The organism is Pseudomonas fluorescens group sp. PF-1 (assembly GCF_054481335.1).
Genome location: NZ_JBTMNG010000001.1, coordinates 1,149,998 through 1,171,055 on the forward strand (window position 1 = coordinate 1,149,998; position 21,058 = coordinate 1,171,055).

Annotated in this window: 17 protein-coding genes; 11 read left to right on the forward strand and 6 right to left on the reverse strand. The window is 60.6% G+C overall.

Annotated elements, in window-relative coordinates; translation table 11 throughout:
• Positions 1-80: 80 nt before the first annotated feature.
• From ACX3YD_RS05505 to gap, 5 genes are all read right to left on the reverse strand, one after another.
• Complete coding sequence (locus ACX3YD_RS05505) at positions 81-2,669, reverse strand: TonB-dependent receptor (RefSeq protein ID WP_458959425.1); 2,589 nt, start codon at positions 2,667-2,669, stop codon at positions 81-83.
• Positions 2,670-2,790: 121 nt separating this feature from the next.
• Entirely contained in the window at positions 2,791-3,756 is a 966-nt protein-coding gene (locus ACX3YD_RS05510; protein WP_103406749.1) for a FecR family protein, read from the reverse strand.
• Positions 3,757-3,794: 38 nt separating this feature from the next.
• Positions 3,795-4,313: an RNA polymerase sigma factor gene (locus ACX3YD_RS05515; RefSeq protein ID WP_047532469.1), complete on the reverse strand. Its 519-nt coding sequence runs from the start codon at positions 4,311-4,313 to the stop codon at positions 3,795-3,797.
• Positions 4,314-4,390: 77 nt separating this feature from the next.
• Complete coding sequence (locus ACX3YD_RS05520; protein ID WP_047532468.1) at positions 4,391-4,855, reverse strand: methylglyoxal synthase; 465 nt, start codon at positions 4,853-4,855, stop codon at positions 4,391-4,393.
• A 133-nt stretch (positions 4,856-4,988) separates the two neighbouring features.
• Entirely contained in the window at positions 4,989-5,990 is a 1,002-nt protein-coding gene (gene gap, locus ACX3YD_RS05525) for a type I glyceraldehyde-3-phosphate dehydrogenase (RefSeq protein WP_047532466.1), read from the reverse strand.
• 220 nt (positions 5,991-6,210) lie between these two features.
• Here gap and edd point away from each other — a divergent pair, with 220 nt between their 5' ends.
• From edd to ACX3YD_RS05580, 11 genes are all read left to right on the forward strand, one after another.
• Positions 6,211-8,037 (forward strand): phosphogluconate dehydratase, encoded by a 1,827-nt coding sequence (gene edd, locus ACX3YD_RS05530; RefSeq protein ID WP_458959426.1) that lies wholly within the window; start codon positions 6,211-6,213, stop codon positions 8,035-8,037.
• Entirely contained in the window at positions 8,034-8,984 is a 951-nt protein-coding gene (locus tag ACX3YD_RS05535; protein ID WP_090464591.1) for a glucokinase, read from the forward strand. The genes edd and ACX3YD_RS05535 overlap by 4 nt, the downstream gene beginning before the upstream one ends.
• Before the next feature lie 175 nt (positions 8,985-9,159).
• Positions 9,160-9,891, forward strand: a complete 732-nt coding sequence (locus ACX3YD_RS05540) for a response regulator (protein ID WP_047532461.1) — start codon at positions 9,160-9,162, stop codon at positions 9,889-9,891.
• On the forward strand, positions 9,881-11,350 hold the full coding sequence (locus ACX3YD_RS05545) for an ATP-binding protein (RefSeq protein WP_047532460.1): 1,470 nt from the start codon (positions 9,881-9,883) through the stop codon (positions 11,348-11,350). Before ACX3YD_RS05540 ends, ACX3YD_RS05545 begins: the two co-directional genes overlap by 11 nt.
• Before the next feature lie 233 nt (positions 11,351-11,583).
• Positions 11,584-12,843 (forward strand): D-mannose isomerase, encoded by a 1,260-nt coding sequence (locus ACX3YD_RS05550; RefSeq protein ID WP_458959427.1) that lies wholly within the window; start codon positions 11,584-11,586, stop codon positions 12,841-12,843.
• A 117-nt stretch (positions 12,844-12,960) separates the two neighbouring features.
• Positions 12,961-14,262 (forward strand): ABC transporter substrate-binding protein, encoded by a 1,302-nt coding sequence (locus ACX3YD_RS05555; RefSeq protein ID WP_090464585.1) that lies wholly within the window; start codon positions 12,961-12,963, stop codon positions 14,260-14,262.
• Positions 14,263-14,406: 144 nt separating this feature from the next.
• Positions 14,407-15,315, forward strand: a complete 909-nt coding sequence (locus ACX3YD_RS05560; RefSeq protein WP_034149180.1) for a carbohydrate ABC transporter permease — start codon at positions 14,407-14,409, stop codon at positions 15,313-15,315.
• A complete protein-coding gene (locus tag ACX3YD_RS05565) occupies positions 15,308-16,153 on the forward strand; it encodes a carbohydrate ABC transporter permease (protein ID WP_458959428.1) in 846 nt (281 codons plus the stop codon). The genes ACX3YD_RS05560 and ACX3YD_RS05565 overlap by 8 nt, the downstream gene beginning before the upstream one ends.
• Positions 16,154-16,155: 2 nt before the next feature.
• Entirely contained in the window at positions 16,156-17,316 is a 1,161-nt protein-coding gene (locus ACX3YD_RS05570; protein WP_458959429.1) for an ABC transporter ATP-binding protein, read from the forward strand.
• A gap of 204 nt (positions 17,317-17,520) precedes the next feature.
• Positions 17,521-18,867, forward strand: coding sequence for a carbohydrate porin (locus ACX3YD_RS05575; RefSeq protein ID WP_103406748.1), 1,347 nt, complete (start codon positions 17,521-17,523; stop codon positions 18,865-18,867).
• Positions 18,868-19,054: 187 nt separating this feature from the next.
• Positions 19,055-19,909: a D-hexose-6-phosphate mutarotase gene (locus ACX3YD_RS05580; protein WP_458959430.1), complete on the forward strand. Its 855-nt coding sequence runs from the start codon at positions 19,055-19,057 to the stop codon at positions 19,907-19,909.
• 142 nt (positions 19,910-20,051) lie between these two features.
• On the opposite strand, the gene ACX3YD_RS05585 is transcribed toward ACX3YD_RS05580, so the two are convergent.
• Positions 20,052-20,912: a MurR/RpiR family transcriptional regulator gene (locus tag ACX3YD_RS05585; protein ID WP_170948639.1), complete on the reverse strand. Its 861-nt coding sequence runs from the start codon at positions 20,910-20,912 to the stop codon at positions 20,052-20,054.
• Between the last annotated feature and the right edge of the window lie 146 nt (positions 20,913-21,058).

The following is a 21,058-nucleotide window of genomic DNA, read 5'->3' on the forward strand; positions in this document are numbered from 1 at the left end:
GACGTATGAGCAGGCCCACGACAGTAAAAAAATCCTCACGAAGCCGCTTTAAATGAAGCGGCGTCGTGAGAAGGGCGGGATCAGATATCCCAGATCAGATTGACCGCGAAGTTGCGACCCGGTTGAGTGAGGCGATCAAGGTTGGCCGGTTGCGTCACCGAGGCTTCGCCGACGCTGTCGTAACCGCGCACGTCATTCCACAACCAGTACTTCTTGTCGGTCAGGTTGTAGATGCCGGCGTTGACGGTCACATCGTCGGTGACTTTGTAGAAGCCACTCAGGTCCAGCACGCCGAAGCCCGGGGTCTTGAACTGACTGCTGACGCCGTCCGGCGACTTGAAGTTGCTGTCGTCGACCCGATTTTTCTTTTTCACCAGCGTCCAGCTCAACATCCCGCCGTAGTTGTCCTGGTCGTAGCCGAGCCCGAATACACCGGTCAGCGGATTGACACTGTTGAGCGGCTCGCCGGTGTCGTCGTTGCGACCGTAGGCATACGCCACGGAACCCTGGGTGTAGAGACCTTGCGGCGCACCGAAGGCATCGAGGTTCAGGCGACCTTTGACTTCCGCGCCTTTGATGGTGGCGTGCTTGATGTTGGCGCTCTGGAAGGTCGGCTTGTCATAACCCGGCGTGATGGCATCTTCGTTGATGAAATCGCGGTACTTGTTATAGAACACCGCCACATCGAAGGAGCCTTGCTCAAAATTGCCGCGCAGGCCGGTCTCGTAGCTTTTGCTTTTTTCCGGTTCCAGGTCCGGATTTGGCTCTACGCGGTAGCCGGTAACGGTGTTATCGAAGCGCCCGTAGAGCGCCTTCGCGGTCGGGGTGCGGAATCCCTCGGCGTATTGGCCGTACCAGGTGTACTCGTCGGTCAGGGCATAGGTCAGGCCGAACTTGGGCGACACCTTGTGCCAGGTCTTGTTCTCGTCGCTGACGGTGCCGCGACCGTCGGCCGCCACGGTGTTGAGGAATTCCCGGGTAATGTGCGGCTTGAGTTCGGTGTAGTCGTAGCGCAGGCCAGGCAGGAAGGTCCACTGGTTCCAGCTGATCTGGTCCTGGGCGAACAGGCTGTAGGTGTTGATGGTCGGGTCCGGGAAGTCGCTGGATTTTTTCAGCACGTCCGCGGCACTGGTGGCGCCGACAACCCGACAGCTGCCGAAGACGGCGAGGCACGTGCCATTGCCGCTGCGTGATCCGGTGACTTTCTGTTGCTTGAGGGTGGTGCCGTAGGTCAACAGGTGTTCGGTGTCGGCAAGGCTGAATGTTTTATCCAGTTGTGCATCGAAGACCCACTGCTTTTCTTCGTAGACCGTGTCTCGGGTCCGCAGCACTTTGCGTGACATCGGGTAGTAGAACTCCTCGGTGCTCTGATCGGTCTTGGCGATCTGGTGATTCAGGCTCCACTTGACGTTGTCCACCAGCAGGCTGTCGAGTGCGAAGCTGTGTTCCAGGCCGAAGCGTTCGCGGGTGATGGTGTCGTTACCGGTGCGCCACTGGTACATGCCGCCCGGCAAGATGTTGGCCGCAATGGTCGGTTTCCCATCGAGGAACGGGCCGCCATAAGCGCTTTTCTGGTCGGTGTCGCGGTCGTCCTTGTACTTTTCGTAGACCAGGCCCAGGCGCGCGTCCTCTTTATAGTTCCAGCCTGCTTTCGCCAGCACGTTGGTGGCACGCACGTCTTCCGGGTTGGCGGCGGTACGTGCCAGCCCGGTGCCGTTGTTGCTGCCGTAGGATTCGGTTTCGTGGCCATCGCGCTGGCTGTAATGCAACAGGCCATCGAACTGATCGGCACGGCCCGCGACGGTGGCGGATTTGAGCCAGCTGTCGTCGGCGGAGCTGTAACCGGTCTTCAGCCGAGCACCGACGTCCTGGCCAGGCTTGATGATGTCGTCGGGGTCCAGGGTGAAGTAGCTGACCGCGCCACCGATGGCGTTGCTGCCGTAGAGCACCGAAGCCGGACCGCGGAGGATTTCGACACGCTTGACGATTTCCGGGTCGACGTAGTTGCGCTGGGTCTTGGCGTAAGGGCCGTTGAAGAAGCCGTCCGGTACTTCGACGCCATCGACCTGGGTCAGGATCCGGTCACCGTCGATGCCACGGATGTTATAGCCGCTGATTGCGCCGCGGGTGCCGGTACCGCCCACGGCAACGCCCGGTTCGTAACGCACCAGTTCCTTGATGGTATTGACGTTGTTGCGATCCAGCTCTTCACGCGTGTGAACGGTGACGGTGCTGGGCACGCTGTTCACGTCTTGCGCCTGGCGGGTGGCGCTGATGGTCACCTGTTGCAGGTTGAGGGTGCCGCTGTTGCCGCGCTTTTCCAGCACGATGTTGTTATTGCCCAGTTTGCGATAGCTCAGGTCGGTCCCCACCAACAGGCGATCGAGGGCTTTCTCTGGCGGCAGTGAGCCACGTACACCTGGCGACGCCACACCTTCGGCCAGCGCTGAGGGCAAGCCAACCTGCCAGCCTGTCACAGCGGTAAACGCATTGAGCGCCGGCACCAGCGACTGTGGCGCAATGGCGAACGAATAGTCGCCCATGTTGCGGCTCGGCTGTTCGGCCGTGGCGGCCATGAGCGGTGCACTGCCGGCCATCAGAATGGCGGCGGTCAGCAACGACAGTACGCGGGAAGGTGAAGAGGACTGGCGGGTAAGGCGAGAGGACATCGATAGCGCTCCGTGTCGCACGAATCTTTATAGGTGCTGATCGGCATCGAAGATGCGAATCAATTGCATTGGCTATAACGAGACGTACGAGGCTTGGCTATCGAGTAAAAATAATTCTCATTTAGTTCAGGATCACCAGCGCCGGGAACTCCTGGAGTTTGGCGGAGGTGATGTGGGCAAGGGAGCGGACGGCGTCCAGCGGCTGATCGAGGCGGTAATTCCCCGTCACCGCGACATTGGCCAACCGCTCGTTGTTGTTGATGATCCAGCCTGGATAGTAGCGACGCAGTTCCGCCAGGACCTGGCTCAGGGGGCAGTTTTCGAACACCAGTCGGCCCTGGACCCAGGCCAGTTCGGTGGCGGCATCCAGTTTGGCCGGGCGGTCGAACCCGTTGGGGCCGATACGGATGCTTTCCCCGGCGCTCAAGCGAACGCGTTCGTCGTCGCGAGTCGCCCGCAGATCGACGTCTCCGCGCTGCACTCGAACCTGTGTCACGCCATCCAGATAACGCACGGCAAATGCCGTATCCCGGACGCTCGCCGTGACCAGGCCAGCGTCGATTTCCAGCGGTTGTCCCGGATGAGGCGGCACCTCGAAATAGGCTTCGCCCTGATACAACCGCGCCACGCGTTGTTGGTCGTTGATGGTGCTGGAAAAGGCCGAGTTGGTGTTGAGCAGGACTTTCGAGCCGTCCTCCAGTTGCAGGCGCTGGCGTTCACCGACCACGGTCAGGTGATCGGCCTGCAGGCGCATCGGCAAATTGCTGAAGCTGAACAGGCCGAGGATCAGCACGGCGGCGGTGGCCAGGGGTTTACAGTGGGGGCGCAGGCGCGAGAGTACGGTGATCTTCGCCGGGCGCGCGGCCAGGCTTTGTGCGCACTGTGTGATTTGCGGACCATTCCAGATCGCCTGGGCCCTGGCGAACGCATCGGCATGCGCCGGATCGGCCGCGAGCCATTGCTGGAACTGGCGGGTCTGTTCTTCGTTCGGGCTGTCCAGCACGATCAGCCAGTCGAGGGCCTGGTCCATCGCATCTGCAGTGTCCTGCGCCGGGGAGGGCGAATGGAAGCGCTGGGTGTCCGTCACGGTATTTTCTCGGCAGGGGAGGAAATGCAGTTTCAAGCTTAAAGCTTCGAGCTGCGTCCTGCGACGCCCATACAGATTGTCATGATCAGTTTCAGCTCCTTTTGCACCGTGCTCAGCGATACACCGAGCTTTTCGGCGATCTCCAGATAGCTGTGACCGTGCAGGCGACTGAGGATGAAAATCTGCTGCTGGCGAGGGCTGAGTTGACTGAGGCGCACGTTCAAGCGCTCAAGCAATCGTTCTGCATGGACGGCATCCTCGGCATTGCCGGCCGGGGCGGCGACGCTTTGCACCACCTCCAGCGGGACGTCATCGACCATGGTTCGCGAGTGGATTCGCCGCGCACGCAGATGGTCCAGCGCCAGGTTGCGGGCAGTCTGGAATACGAAGGGTTCGAGGTGATCGATGGCCCGCTCGCTGAGCGCACGGGTCACGCGCAGGTAGGTTTCCTGCAGCAGGTCTTCGGCTGTGCTGTGGTTGTTGACCATCCGCTCCAGCGTGCGCAGCAGAGTGATTCGCTGGGTGATGAAGACGTCGTTGAAGCGCGATTGACTCACGGGAGAACCTGATCCATTTCAAGCGGATGATAATGCTTATCATCCGCTTTGGTGGTCAAGCACTGATTTGTTCCGGTTTATGCGCGATTCTGCAGATAGGTCGCGTAATCCGGAATCCGGTGCTCATGCGCCTGATCCATCAGCGGGCTGCTGAGCAGATAGTCGGCGCTGCATTCGTTGCACGCCACTGGAATGTTCCAGACCGCCGCGACGCGCAACAATGCCTTGATGTCCGGGTCGTGCGGCTGTGGCTCGAACGGGTCCCAGAAGAACACCAGCATGTCGACCCGTTGTTCGGCGATTCGTGCGCCGAGCTGCTGGTCACCGCCCAGTGGGCCGCTGATCATGCTCTCCACCGGCAGGTCGAGGCGTTGTTGCAGCAACAAACCCGTGGTACCGGTGGCGACCAGTTCGTGTCGGGCGAGTTTATCTTTCTGCCGCTCGGCCCAATCCAGCAAGAACACCTTGCAATGGTCATGGGCGACCAAGGCGATACGCTTGCGCGCCGCCAGGGTCTTTTGCGTAAAGCTGATGCCAATCATCGGTTGTTGCTCCAGAAATGACACGCACCTTGCTCGCGATGAGCTAGAGAACACTGCGGGGCATCAGGTTCCCCGCGTTATCGTTCACGACCATCGCGAGCAGGCTCGCTCCTGCAGGCTGGGGGCGTGCTGCTTATTCAGCGTTGCACAGCGCCAGGCAGTTATCGAGCATGCGGTTGGAGAAACCCCATTCGTTGTCGTACCAGGCCAGCACCTTGAGCAGCTTGCCGCTGACTTTGGTGTGGTTGGCGTCGAAGATCGACGACAGCGGGTTGTGGTTGAAGTCGCTCGAGACCAGCGGCAGGGTGTTGTAGCCGAGGATTTTCGAGTGCTGACTGGCTTCTTTTAGCAGCGCGTTGACTTCATCGGCCGACGCTTCGCGCTTGAGCTGCACGGTCAGGTCGACCAGGGAGACGTTGATCACCGGTACACGCACGGCCATGCCGGTCAGTTTGCCCGCCAGTTCCGGCAACACCAGGCCCACCGCTTCAGCGGCGCCAGTCTTGCTCGGGATCATGTTCTGGGTGGCGGAACGGGCGCGGTACGGATCGGTGTGGTAGACGTCGGTCAGGTTCTGGTCGTTGGTGTAGGCGTGAATCGTGGTCATCAGACCGCTTTCGATCCCCAGTTCGCGGTGCAGCACCTGGGCCACCGGGGCCAGGCAGTTGGTGGTGCACGAAGCGTTGGAAATAATCTGGTGCGACTGGCGCAGAATGTCGTGGTTGACCCCGTACACCACCGTGGCATCGGCCCCTTTGGCCGGTGCCGAGATAATCACTTTGCGCGCGCCGGCCGTAATATGCGCCGCAGCCTTGGCTCGGTCGGTGAACAGGCCGGTGCATTCAAACACCACATCAATCCTTTCCGCGGCCCATGGCAGGTCGGCCGGGTTGCGGATGGCGCTGACCGAAATGCGGTCACCGTTGACGGTCAGGCTTTCCTGGTCGTGTTGGACATCGGCATCGAACGTGCCGTGAACAGTGTCGTACTTGAGTAAGTGTGCGTTGATCGCGCTGTCGCCCAAGTCGTTGATCGCGACGATTTGCAAATCCTGACGATAGCCTTGGGTATAGAGTGCGCGCAGGACATTACGGCCGATACGGCCAAAACCATTGATCGCGATTCGAAGAGTCATTTGTCAGCGCCGCCGTCGTTTTGTTGTTGGAATTACAAGATTATTCGCAAAAAAATAGAAAACAAGCCTTTTTAGTGGCAATATTTTGTTCAATCTACAACGAGTGACCTGAATCAACTGGTCCGATTGATCAAGAAAGCCGTCTGTCATCCCGTCAACAACGGCTCTTGTTCAGCATAGACAATCAGGTCGCCACATCCGTTAGCCTGGAGTTCTACACATGCATCCCCGCGTCCTTGAGGTCACCGAACGGCTTATTGCCCGCAGCCGCGCCACGCGTGAGGCTTACCTTGCACTGATTCGCGGTGCGGCCAGCGACGGTCCGATGCGCGGCAAGCTGCAATGCGCCAACTTCGCCCACGGCGTGGCCGGTTGCGGCAGCGACGACAAGAACAGTTTGCGGATGATGAACTCCGCCAACATTGCGATTGTTTCGTCATATAACGACATGCTCTCGGCGCATCAGCCGTACGAGGTCTTCCCGGAGCTGATCAAAAAAGCCCTGCGTGAAATCGGCTCCGTCGGTCAGTTCGCCGGCGGCACTCCGGCCATGTGCGATGGCGTGACCCAGGGCGAGCCCGGCATGGAGCTGAGCCTGCCGAGTCGCGAAGTGATCGCGCTGTCTACAGCCGTGGCGTTATCCCACAACATGTTCGATGGCGCGCTGATGCTCGGCATCTGCGACAAGATCGTGCCGGGCCTGATGATGGGCGCGTTGCGTTTCGGGCATCTGCCGATGATCTTCGTCCCGGGCGGGCCGATGGTGTCGGGCATTTCCAACAAGCAGAAAGCCGATGTGCGCCAGCGCTACGCCGAAGGCAAGGCCAGCCGCGAAGAGTTGCTGGAATCGGAAATGAACTCCTACCACAGCCCCGGCACCTGCACCTTCTACGGCACCGCCAACACCAACCAGTTGCTGATGGAAGTCATGGGCCTGCACTTGCCGGGTGCTTCCTTCGTGAACCCGAACACGCCGTTGCGCGATGCCCTGACCCGCGAAGCGGCGCATCAGGTGACGCGCATCACTAAACAGAACGGCAACTACCTGCCAATCGGCGAAATCGTCGACGAGCGCTCACTGGTCAATTCCATCGTCGCCCTGCACGCCACCGGCGGCTCGACCAACCACACCTTGCACATGCCGGCCATCGCCATGGCGGCGGGTATTCAGTTGACCTGGCAGGACATGGCCGACCTCTCCGAGGTGGTGCCGACCCTGAGCCACGTCTACCCGAACGGTAAAGCCGACATCAACCACTTCCAGGCGGCGGGCGGCATGTCGTTCCTGATCCGTGAACTGCTGGAAGCCGGGTTGCTCCATGAAAACGTCAACACCGTACTGGGCCACGGCCTGAGCCGTTACACCCAGGAGCCGTTCCTCGACAACGGCGAGCTGGTCTGGCGCGAAGGCATTACCGAAAGCCTCGACGAAAGCATCCTGCGGCCGGTGGCTCGTGCGTTCTCGCCAGAAGGCGGCCTGCGGGTGATGGAAGGCAACCTTGGTCGTGGCGTGATGAAAGTCTCGGCGGTCGCGCTGGAAAACCAGGTCGTCGAAGCGCCGGCCATGGTGTTTCAGGATCAGCAAGACCTGGCCGATGCGTTCAAGGCCGGTTTGCTGGAGAAGGATTTCGTTGCGGTGATGCGCTTCCAGGGCCCGCGCTCCAACGGCATGCCGGAACTGCACAAGATGACGCCGTTCCTTGGCGTGCTGCAGGATCGCGGTTTCAAAGTCGCACTGGTGACCGACGGGCGCATGTCCGGCGCGTCGGGGAAAATTCCGGCGGCCATTCACGTCAGCCCCGAAGCGTACGTGGGCGGCGCTTTGGCGCGGGTGCAAGAGGGCGATATCATCCGCGTCGATGGCGTCAAAGGCACCCTGGAGCTTAAGGTGGACGCCGAAGAATTCGCAGCGCGCACCCCGGCCAAGGGCCTGCTGGGCAACAACATCGGCACCGGTCGCGAACTGTTTGGTTTCATGCGCATGGCCTTCAGCTCGGCGGAGCAGGGCGCCAGCGCCTTTACTTCTGCCCTGGAGACGCTTAATTGAAACTGGCTTTGGTCGGTGACATCGGTGGGACCAACGCACGTTTCGCGTTGTGGAAAAACCAGCAACTGGAATCGGTCCAGGTGCTGGCGACGGCAGACCACGCCAGCCCCGAAGAGGCGATCAGCCTCTACCTGAGCGGGCTCGGTCTGGCGCCGGGGGCCATCGGTTCGGTGTGCCTGTCGGTGGCGGGCCCCGTGAGTGGCGACGAATTCAAGTTCACCAACAATCACTGGCGACTGAGCCGCAAGGGGTTCTGTCAGACCTTGCAGGTGGATCAGCTGTTGCTGGTTAATGACTTCTCGGCCATGGCCCTGGGCATGACCCGTTTGCAGCCAGGCGAATTCCGCGTGGTCTGTGAAGGGACGCCGGAGCCCTTGCGGCCTGCGGTGGTTATCGGGCCGGGCACCGGTCTGGGCGTCGGTACATTGCTGGATCTCGGTGAAGGCCGTTTCGCGGCCTTGCCGGGAGAGGGCGGTCACGTCGATTTGCCCCTGAGCAGCCCGCGAGAAACCCAACTGTGGCAACACCTCTATAACGAGATTGGCCATGTCAGCGCCGAAACGGCGTTGAGCGGCGGTGGCTTGCCACGGGTGTATCGCGCGATTTGCGCGGTGGACGGTCATGAACCGGTACTCGACACCCCGGAGGCGATCACCGCTGCCGGGTTGGCGGGCGATCCGATTGCCCTGGAAGTGCTTGAGCAGTTCTGCTGCTGGCTCGGTCGCGTGGCTGGCAACAACGTGCTGACCACGGGCGCGCGTGGTGGCGTGTACATCGTTGGCGGGGTAATTCCGCGCTTCGCCGATTTCTTCCTCGAAAGCGGTTTCGCCCGATGCTTTGCCGACAAGGGCTGCATGAGCGATTACTTCAAGGGGATTCCGGTGTGGCTGGTGACGGCACCGTATTCCGGGTTGGTGGGGGCGGGAGTGGCGCTCGACCAGGCTTGAGACCGCGTCGCCTTCATCGCTGGCAAGCCAGCTCCCACAGGATTACTGGCACTTTCAGAATGTGTACATAACCCTGTGGGAGCGGGCTTGCCCGCGATAGGGCCAGAACAGGCAACAAATATTCGAAGGTCATCAGGCATAATCCGCCCCATTCAAACAACAAGGACGCCGCCCCGTGAGCTCAGTCAACAAGTCGATTTTGTTGGTCGATGACGATCAAGAGATACGCGAGTTGCTGGACACCTACCTGACCCGCGCCGGTTTCCAGGTCCGTACCACGCCGGACGGCGCCGGTTTTCGCCAGGCCTTGAACGATGAGCCCAGCGATCTGGTGATCCTCGACGTGATGCTGCCCGACGAGGACGGTTTCAGTCTGTGCCGCTGGATCCGCCAGCACCCGCGGCGGGCCCAGGTGCCGATCATCATGCTCACCGCCAGTTCCGACGAAGCCGACCGTGTCATTGGCCTGGAACTGGGGGCGGACGACTACCTTGGCAAACCCTTCAGCCCCCGTGAACTACAAGCGCGGATCAAGGCCTTGTTGCGTCGCGCGCAGTTCGGTCAGGAGCGTTCCGGCAGTGAAGTGCTGGCCTTCGATGACTGGCGCCTGGACATGGTCAGCCATCGGTTGTTTCACATCGATGGCGAAGAAGTGATTCTCTCGGGCGCCGATTTCGCCCTGCTGAAACTGTTCCTCGATCACCCGCAGGAAATCCTCGACCGCGACACCATTGGCAATGCCACCCGTGGCCGTGAGTTGATGCCGCTCGATCGGATCGTCGACATGGCGGTCAGCCGTCTGCGCCAACGCCTGCGCGACACCGAAAAACCGCCACGCCTGATCCGTACCGTGCGTGGCAGTGGCTACCAACTGGCAGCCACTGTGGTTGCCAGCAATGGTCACTGATTTTTTTCGCTCGCTGGTGGCGAAAGTGCCGGTGCCGCGCTCGCTGCTCGGGCGCATGTTGTTGCTGACCTTGCTCGCGGTGCTGTTCGCGCAGACGCTGTCCAGCGTGATCTGGGTCTCGCAACTGCGCGCCACCCAGCTGGAAGGTCTGGTCACCAGCGCCCGCAGCCTTGCCCATTCCATGACCGCCAGTGTCAGTTATTTCCGCTCCTTGCCGGTGGCGTTCCGGCCGCTGGTGCTCGACCAGCTGCGCAGCATGGGCGGCACCCGGTTCGTGGTGACGCTCAACGATAGACCGTTGGGTATGGAGGTGTTGCCGGTCACCCCGCGCAAGGCGGCAGTGATCAAAGCCGTGGACGAAGTGCTGCGTCAGTCCTTGGGCCAGGACACGGACATTTCGGTGACTTTCGTCAGCCCTGAAGACCTGCGGATTTTCAATGCCGGCCTGAAGCTCGATGAACTGCCACGCTCCTGGGCCCATTACGCGCTGACCCTGGAACCGGTGAATCCGCCCGTGCTGGTCACCCAGATCCAGATGGCGCCAGGCGAATGGCTGTATATCGCCTCGCTTCTGCCCGAGCCCTACACCAGCCTTGAAGAGCAGGGCCTGCCAGCGCAACAGATGTGGTTCATCGCCCTCACCAGCGGCTTTCTGTTGCTGTTCATCGGCCTGTTGGTGCATTGGCAGAGCCGGCCGCTCAAGCGTCTGGCGCGGGCGGCACGGGACCTGTCACTGGGCGCTGACGTCGAGCCTGTGGCCGAGGGCGGCGGCAGCGAAGTGGTGGAGGTCGGTCGCGCCTTCAACACCATGCGCGAGCGCATCAGCCGCTACCTGACTGAACGCAGTCAGTTGTTCAGCGCGATATCCCATGACTTGCGTACGCCGATCACCCGCCTGCGCCTGCGGGTCGAATTGCTTGAAGACGAAAAACTGCAAGCCAAGTTCGGCCGCGATCTGGATGAGCTGGAATTGCTGGTCAAGGGCGCGCTGCAATGCGTGAAGGACACCGACATCCACGAAAATATCGAGCAGGTCGACCTCAATCATGTGCTCGATTGTCTGGTGGAGCCCTACCTGGCGCCGAACGGCAATGGCCGCGTGACTCAGCAGGGGCGGGCACTGGCGGCGTATCCAGGTAAACCGCTGGCGCTCAAGCGCTGCATCGGCAACCTGATCGACAACGCTTTGAAGTACGGACAGAAGGCCCATCTGCACATCGATGATGACGACAGTGCGTTCGTGCTGCATGTCGACGACGAAGGGCCGGGGGTTCCGGAGCAACGACTGGAACAGGTGTTCGAGCCGCACTTCCGCCTGGCGGGGCAGCAGCAAGGGTATGGGTTGGGGCTGGGAATCGCGCGCAACATTGCCCACAGCCATGGCGGTGAAGTCAGCCTCCAGAATCTGCGTGAAGGCGGGTTGCGGGTGACGTTGCAGTTACCTCGTAGCGTTGATTAGTCAGACCGCGTCGCCTTCATCGCGGGCAAGCCACGCTCCCACAGGATTGCCTTCATTTTGAAATGTGCGCATAACCTGTGGGAGCGGGCTTGCCCGCGATGGCGTCAGCCCAATCAACGCATTCCTCAAATCAAATGTCACAGCCTGGTGACATAACTCGCCCCCTTCGTTACAAGCCCGCCGCCGCCCGTTGTTTAGACTGCCCGCAGTCAAAACAACAAAAAAGGCACCCCATGGACACCTTCCAACCGGCGTTCAGCAGTTGGCTCAACGCACCTGCCCATCAGCAATGGCTCGCTGCCGAAGGCTCGCGCCTGCTCGCATTTGCCAAGGCTTCGAAGCTTCCCGAAGGCTTCGGTAACCTCGATGAAAAAGGTCACCTGGCGGCCAACGCGCAAGCCGAAACCATGAATACCGCCCGCATGACCCACAGCTTCGCCATGGCCCATATCCAGGGCTTGCCGGGGTTCGCCGAGTTGGTGGATCACGGCATCAACGCCCTGCGCGGGCCGTTGCGTGATGCCGTTCATGGAGGGTGGTTCGCCGTCGCGGAACACCGTGACGGCAACACCGGCAAAAACGCCTACCTGCATGCCTTCGTCGCACTGGCAGCCAGCTCTGCGGTAGTGGCCCGACGTCCCGGCGCACAAGCCTTGCTCGATGAGGCCATCGACATCATCGACACGTATTTCTGGAGCGAGGACGAGGGCGCGATGCGCGAATCCTTCAACCGTGACTGGCGTGAGGAGGAGGCGTATCGCGGCGCCAACAGCAACATGCACGCCACCGAAGCCTTCCTCGCCCTGGCCGATGTCACCGACGACAACCGCTGGCTGTGCCGTGCCCAGCGCATCGTCGAGCGGGTCATCCATGGTCATGCGGCTGCCAACGATTACCTGGTGGTCGAGCATTTCGACCGCGACTGGCAGCCGTTGTGCGACTACAACCACGACAACCCGGCCGACGGATTCCGTCCCTTTGGCACTACGCCGGGCCACGGTTTCGAATGGGCGCGGTTGCTGTTGCACCTTGAAGCGGCGCGAGTACGGGCCGGGATGCTCACGCCGGGATGGCTGGCCACCGACGCGGAAAAACTCTTCGAGCACAACTGCCGCCACGGCTGGGACGTCGATGGCGCGCCCGGCATCGTCTACACCCTCGACTGGGATAATCGTGCGGTGGTGCGCCATCGCCTGCATTGGACCCATTGCGAGGCCAGCGCCGCTGCCAGTGCGCTGCTCAAGCGTACGGGCGATGAGCAATACGAGCACTGGTACCGACTCTTCTGGGAATTCTGTGACGATCATTTCATCGACCGTTGCGATGGCAGTTGGCACCACGAGCTTGACCCGTTGAACCGCCCGAGTGCCGATATCTGGGCCGGCAAACCCGACCTTTACCACGCCTGGCAAGCCGTGCTGATTCCACGCCTGCCTCTGGCCCCGAGCATGGCCAGTGCGTTGGCAAAGCTGTCCCAGAGCGGTTCTATGTAACCATGCGGTGACATTCGCGCGTCCCTTCGTTACCTGCGAAGGGGCATCCCCTGTTTAAAATCCTATGCAGCGCAAGCACCAGACTTGCATGCATAACAACAAGAAAGGTACTCCTAGATGAATGCGATTTCTCGCCTCGCTACTGTCATTTCTCTCGCCTCAATACTCCCTGTTGCTGCATTCCCCATCAGTGCCCTTGCCGCCGATTCCAAAGGGACTGTGGAAGTTGTTCACTGGTGGACGTCGGGTGGTGAAAAAGCAGCGGTCGATGTCCTCAAGGCACAAGTCGAAAAAGACGGCTTCACCTGGAAGGACGGCGCAGTCGCCGGTGGTGGCGGTGCCACGGCCATGACCGTACTGAAAAGTCGCGCAGTGGCCGGTAACCCGCCAGGCGTCGCTCAGATCAAAGGGCCGGACATCCAAGAGTGGGCGTCGACCGGCCTGCTGGACACCGACGTCCTCAAAGACGTTGCCAAAGAAGAGAAGTGGGACAGCCTGCTCGACAAGAAAGTCTCCGATACCGTGAAGTTCGACGGTGATTACGTGGCCGTGCCGGTGAACATCCACCGCGTGAACTGGCTGTGGATCAACCCGGAAGTCTTCAAGAAAGCCGGCATCACCAAGAATCCAACCACCCTCGAAGAATTCTACGCCGCCGGCGACAAGCTCAAGGCTGCCGGTTTCATTCCGCTGGCCCATGGCGGTCAGCCTTGGCAGGACAGCACCGTGTTCGAAGCCGTCGTGCTTTCGGTCATGGGTGTCGATGGCTACAAGAAAGCCCTGGTTGATCTCGACAACGCCGCGCTGACCGGTCCGGAAATGGTCAAGGCGCTGACCGAGCTGAAGAAAGTCGCGACCTACATGGACGCCGACGGCAAAGGCCAGGACTGGAACCTGGAAGCCGCCAAGGTCATCAACGGCAAGGCCGGCATGCAGATCATGGGTGACTGGGCCAAGTCCGAGTGGACCGCCGCCAAAAAAGTCGCCGGCAAGGACTACGAGTGCGTAGCGTTCCCGGGCACCGACAAGGCGTTCACCTACAACATCGACTCCCTGGCGGTGTTCAAGCAGAAAGACAAGGGCACTGCTGCCGGTCAGCAGGACATCGCCAAAGTCGTGCTGGGTGAGAACTTCCAGAAAGTCTTCAGCATCAACAAGGGCTCGATCCCGGTGCGCAACGACATGCTGGCCGATATGGGCAAGTTCGGTTTCGACTCGTGCGCCCAGACTGCGGCCAAGGACTTCCTGGCGGACGCCAAGTCCGGCGGCCTGCAGCCGAGCATGGCGCACAACATGGCGACCACGCTGGCGGTACAGGGCGCGTTCTTCGACGTAGTGACCAACTACATCAACGACCCGAAAGCCGACCCGGCCGACACGGCCAAGAAACTGGGCGCAGCGATCAAGTCGGCCAAGTAATGCTTGGCCCCTGTAGGCGCGAGCTTGCTCGCGATGGCGGACTGTCAGCCACCTGGTGTGAGAACTGACACAACGCAATCGCCAGCAGGCTGGCTCCCACAGGGAACGCACTTGTAATCCTAATTCTCTATTCTGGATTTCCCCATGAGTTCTGTTGCTGTGTTCAGCAAGGCCTCGCCGTTCGATGCATTGCAACGCTGGCTCCCTAAGCTGGTGCTGGCGCCGAGCATGTTCATCGTCCTGGTGGGCTTCTATGGCTACATCCTGTGGACGTTCGTCCTGTCGTTCACCACGTCGACCTTTCTGCCCAACTACAAGTGGGCGGGCCTGGCGCAATACGCACGGTTGTTCGACAACGACCGCTGGTGGGTGGCGAGCAAGAACCTGGCGCTGTTCGGCGGCATGTTCATCGGCATCACGCTGGTGATTGGCGTGCTGCTGGCGGTGTTTCTCGACCAGCGCATCCGTCGCGAAGGCTTCATTCGCACCATTTACCTTTACCCGATGGCGCTCTCGATGATCGTCACCGGTACCGCATGGAAATGGCTGCTCAACCCGGGCATGGGCCTGGACAAACTGTTGCGTGACTGGGGCTGGGAAGGCTTCCGCCTGGACTGGCTGATTGACCCGGATCGCGTGGTCTATTGCCTGGTGATCGCCGCTGTATGGCAGGCCTCGGGCTTCATCATGGCGATGTTCCTGGCCGGCCTGCGTGGCGTTGATCAATCGATCATCCGTGCCGCGCAGATCGATGGCGCGAGCATGCCGCGCATCTACTGGAAAGTGGTGCTGCCCAGCCTGCGTCCGGTGTTCTTCAGTGCAGTGATGATTCTGGCGCACATTGCGATCAAGAGTTTCGACCTGGTGGCGGCGATGACGGCCGGCGGCCCGGGTTACTCCTCGGACCTGCCTGCGATGTTCATGTATTCCTTCACCTTCAGTCGCGGCCAGATGGGCATGGGCTCGGCCAGTGCGATTCTGATGCTCGGTGCGATTCTCGCGATCATCGTGCCTTACCTGTACTCCGAGCTGAGGACCAAGCGTCATGACTAGTCTCGCTGCCAAACCCGCCATCAGCCTGAGTCGCATCGCGATCTATGCGGTGCTGATCTTCGCCGTGATGCTCTACCTGATTCCGCTGGTGGTCATGCTGTTGACCAGCTTCAAGACCCCCGAAGACATCAGCACCGGCAACCTGCTGAGCTGGCCGACCGTGGTCAGCGGTATCGGTTGGGTCAAGGCCTGGGCCACGGTTGACGGTTACTTCTGGAACTCGATCAAGATCACCGTTCCAGCGGTACTTATCTCCACGGCCATCGGTGCCTTGAACGGCTACGTGTTGTCGATGTGGCGTTTCCGCGGTTCGCAGTTGTTCTTCGGTCTGCTGCTGTTCGGCTGCTTCCTGCCGTTCCAGACCGTCCTGCTGCCGGCCTCGTTCACCCTCGGCAAGATGGGCCTGGCGAGCACCACCACGGGCCTGGTGTTCGTGCACGTGGTCTACGGCCTGGCGTTCACCACGCTGTTCTTCCGTAACTACTACATCAGCATTCCCGATGCGCTGGTCAAAGCTGCGCGTCTGGACGGTGCGGGTTTCTTCACCATCTTCCGCCGGATCATCCTGCCGATGTCGACGCCGATCATCATGGTCTGCCTGATCTGGCAGTTCACTCAGATCTGGAACGACTTCCTGTTCGGGGTGGTGTTCTCCAGCGGTGATTCGCAACCGATCACGGTGGCGCTGAACAACTTGGTCAACACCAGTACCGGGGCCAAGGAATACAACGTTGATATGGCGGCGGCGATGATCGCCGGTTTGCCGACCCTGCTGGTCTATGTGGTCGCAGGCAAGTATTTCGTGCGCGGGCTGACGGCCGGCGCAGTCAAGGGGTAATCATGGCTACGCTCGAACTTCGCAACGTAAACAAGACCTACGGTGCCGGCCTGCCGGACACCCTGAAGAACATCGAACTGTCGATCAAGGACGGTGAGTTCCTGATCCTTGTCGGCCCGTCGGGCTGCGGCAAGTCGACCCTGATGAACTGCATCGCCGGCCTTGAGACCATCACCGGCGGCGCGATCATGATCGGCGATCAGGACGTCAGCGGCATGAGCCCCAAGGATCGTGACATCGCCATGGTGTTCCAGTCCTATGCGCTGTACCCGACCATGAGCGTGCGCGAGAACATCGAGTTCGGACTGAAAATCCGCAAGATGAGCCAGTCGGCCATCGATGAGGAAGTCGCTCGGGTCGCCAAGCTGTTGCAGATCGAACACCTGCTCAACCGCAAGCCAGGCCAGCTCTCCGGTGGCCAGCAACAGCGCGTGGCGATGGGCCGGGCCCTGGCACGCCGGCCGAAGATCTATCTGTTCGACGAACCGCTGTCCAACCTCGACGCCAAGCTGCGGGTCGAGATGCGCACCGAAATGAAACTGATGCACCAGCGCCTGAAAACCACCACTGTCTACGTGACCCACGACCAGATCGAAGCGATGACCCTGGGCGACAAAGTGGCGGTGATGAAGGACGGGATCATCCAGCAGTTCGGTACGCCGAAAGACATCTACAACAACCCGGCCAACCTGTTCGTGGCGAGCTTCATCGGTTCGCCGCCGATGAACTTCATCCCCCTGCGTCTGCAACGCAAGGACGGTCATCTGCTGGCGCTGCTCGACAGCGGCCAGGCTCGCTGCGAATTGCCGCTGGGCATGCAGGACGCCGGTCTCGAAGACCGTGAAGTGATTCTCGGCCTGCGCCCGGAGCAGATCGTTCTGGCGAACGGCGAAACCACTGGTTTGCCGACCATTCGCGCCGAAGTCCAGGTCACTGAACCGACCGGTCCCGACACCCTGGTCTTCGTCAACCTCAACGACACCAAGGTTTGCTGCCGCCTGGCACCGGACGTTGCACCTGCCGTTGGCGAGAGCCTGACCTTGCAGTTCGATCCGGCGAAAGTGCTGCTGTTCGATGCCAAGACCGGGGAACGTTTGGGGGTGGCCGGTGTGCCGAAAGCCGAAGCGCACGCTGCCAACGTTGCGCAATTCAAAGGCCGCTGAACAACAACGGTAGGAGCGAGCCTGCTCGCGATGGACGTCAGCGATGACACTGGAAACCTGACACCCCACGGTGTTCTCAGGTGTCTCGCGAGCAGGCTCGCTCCTGCATGGGGGAATCCGTGATGCGCGGCCTGTCGTGCATCACAACCGCTGTAACCGCGTTAGAAAAAGAAAAGTTAATAACAATAAAACGAGGATGTAGGGATGAAGACGAGAAACACGGCCCGGTTGATCTGCCAGGTCTCAGCAGCGGCGGCACTGGTTCTGGCCGGTAATGCGATGGCCGATGAGGCGTTCAGCTCCGACTCCAAGTGGATGACGGGCGATTGGGGTGGCGAGCGTACCAAGCTGATCGAGCAAGGCATCGACATCAAGATGGACTATGTCGGTGAAGTGGGCGGGAACCTCCATGGCGGGTTCAACGATGACAAGACCGCGCGCTACAGTGACCAGTTCGGCCTGGGGGCGGCGCTGGATCTGCAAAAACTGCTGGGCTGGGACAACACCCAGGCCAAGATCCAGCTCACCAACCGTAACGGCGAGAACATCTCCAACGATCGTATCGGCGACCCGCGTGCCGGCACCTTGAGTTCTTCCCAGGAAGTCTACGGTCGTGGCCATATGGTCCGCCTGACCCAGTTGTGGATTCAGCATCAATTCTTCGACAACAAGCTGGACGTCAAGGCCGGTTATTTCGGTGAGGGCGAAGACTTCAACACCTTCCCGTGCGAATTCCAGAACCTGGCGTTCTGCGGCTCCCAGGTGGGTAACTGGGCGACCAACATCTGGTACAACTGGCCGGTCAGCCAGGCGGCGATCCGCGTGAAGTACAACATCAATGACGAGCTCTACGCTCAGATTGGCGCGTACAACCAGAACCCGTCGCAGCTGGAGCACGGTAACGGCTTCAAGCTCAGCGGCAGCGGTACGGCGGGCACCGTGTTGCCGGTCGAACTGGTCTGGTCGCCGAAGGTCAACAGCCTGCCTGGCGAATACCGCGTCGGTTACTACAAAAGTACCGCCCCGGCCGATGACGTGCTCGAGGACGCCAATGGCCAGAACGCCGCGACCACCGGCCAGCCTTATCGCGTCCACGATAGCAAGCACGGCTACTGGTTCGTCGCGCAACAGCAACTCACCAGCCACAATGGCGATGCTTCTCGCGGTCTGAACATCGCCGCCAACGCCACTTTCCACGACAAGGACACCAACTTCATCGACAACTACCAGTCGCTGATGTTTGTGTACAAGGGCCCGTTCGACGCGCGTCCTAAGGATGACGTGGGCATCGGTTTCGCCCGTATCCATGTCAACGATGACGTGAAGAAAAACGCTGAGTTGGTCAATGCTTCCAATGGCGTTTCGGACTACGACAATCCGGTGTTCTCGCCGATTCGTGAGACCGAATACAACTATGAGATCAACTACGGTTTCCACGTGACCAACTGGCTGACCGTGCGTCCCAACCTGCAATACATCACTCACCCTGGCGGTGTGGATGAAGTCGACAACGCATTGGTCGCCGGCCTGAAAATTCAGTCGGTGTTCTAACGCGGTTGCGATAAGCTCCTCTCTATGTGCGCATTTTTGCGGACAGCCATGGCTGTCCGCTTTTTTTTGTGCGGCCCTGTGGCGAGGGGCTTGTTGTGGCGAGGGGGCGAGCTCCCTCTCCACAAAAAAAGCGCAAACAAGCTATTTGAATAGATGAGTACACCCATGTTTTTCAGGACCGTGGCCCATGCTTGAGCATCCGCTACAACGCTTCTTCAAATCCTTGCGCGAACGACCGGTGTTTGCATGGGAGCGCTATCAGAAGCGCGACGTGTTGGTGATCGATCACCCGTTGTGTCAAGCGGTGTTCAGTCGCCAGGGCGCGCAATTGCTGCACTTTCAGCCCAAGGGTCAGAAGCCGTGGCTTTGGTGTGCGGCGAAGTGGCCGCAAGTCGGTGCCATCCGTGGTGGCGTGCCAGTGTGCTGGCCGTGGTATGGCCGTCATCCCAGTGAAAATGCCTGGCCGTCCCATGGCTGGGCGCGGCTGATCGACTGGAAGTTGATCGACAGCAGCAGTGATGATGACGGCGTGCGTTTGCACTGGCAGCTGGAGCTGTGCGACTGGCAAGTGGATCTGCATGCGCACTTGGGTGAATGCATGGATCTGCGCCTGAGTACCGAGCATCAGGACGACATGCCGTGCCAGTTGAGTCAGGCTTTGCACGCTTACTGGCGTATTGGTGATGTCGGTGAGGTAGCGCTGTCTGGGCTCGAAGGCGCGCAAGGTTACGACCAGTTGAACCGTCAGGTTTGCCAGCAGGAAGGCGAGTTGCGCGTCGATGGCGGTTGTCAGCGGGTATTCCAGCATGACGGCGAACTGCAGCTTAACGATCATGCCTGGCAACGAGCGTTGTGCATCGATACCGGCGACACGGCCGACACGGTTGTCTGGCATCCGGGCTCACGGCCGTTGCTGGGGGTGAGCTGGAACGAGATATCCGAATTCGTTTGTGTAGAGGCCGCAAGCGGCGGGACTGACAGCCTGTGCCTGAAACCGGGGGAGCGGGCGCATTTGAGTCTGCAGGCGCGGGTGGGGGCTTAGATTTGTACTGTTGCTGCCGGCCCCATCGCTGGCTAGCCAGCTCCCACAGGTTTCATTGGCGTTCGCGAATTTTAGGTTCGGCGCGGACACTGTGGGAGCTGGCTTGCCAGCGATGGGGCCGGATCTCAGTGCAAATGTTGGATCAATTGAACTCGTCACCCACCGGATACCGGCTGGCATTCAGGCTCTCTTTGATCTTGCGCAGATGCGGCTGGAAATCCACGCCACGGCGCAAGGTCATGCCGGTGGCGAGCACGTCCAGCACGGTGAGCTGAATGATCCGCGAAGTCATCGGCATGTAGATGTCGGTGTCTTCGGGCAGCGGAATATTCAGGCTCAAGGTACTGGCCTTGGCCAGCGGCGAGTTCTCGGCGGTCAAGCCCAGCACCGAGGCACCGTTTTCCCGGGCGATGCGCGCCACTTCCACCAGTTCGCGGGTGCGCCCGGTGTAGGAAATGATCACGAACAACTCGCCGGTGTGCGCCACCGAAGCAATCATGCGCTGCATCAGCACGTCGGCATGGGCAGTCACCGCCAGGTTGAAACGGAAGAACTTGTGCTGCGCATCCAGGGCCACGGGGGCCGAGGCGCCGAGGCCGAAGAAGTGGATCTGTCGGGCCTGGATCAGCAGGTCGACGGCGCGGCTGATCAGGTTCGGATCGAGGGCCTGGCAAGCGCTGTCGAGGGAGGCGATGGCGCTGCCGAAAATTTTCTGGGTGTAGGCTTCCGGATTGTCGTCGGCTTCCACCGCTCGGCTGACGTACGCCGCGCCGCTGGCCAGGCTTTGGGCCAGTTGCAGCTTGAGCTCGGGGTAGCCGCTGACGCCGAATGAACGGCAGAAACGGTTGACCGTCGGTTCGCTGACCGAAGCGGCCTGGGCGAGGGCGGCGATGCTGAAGCGAGTGGCCTGCTGTGGGTTGAGCAGGATCACCTCGGCGACTTTGCGTTCGGCCTTGTTGAGCTCTTCAAGGCGATTCTGGATCTGTTCCAGTAAATTTCGCACGCGGTCCATATGAGTTTCCTTGATTCACCGACGCCGATAAGCGCGCGGCTAATGCAAAAAGGGCCTTTGGTGTGGCCCATAACGGTGGCCTATCCTACTGATGGCTCTGACCGACCACCACTCGGAATCTGTATTTTGCGAAAATG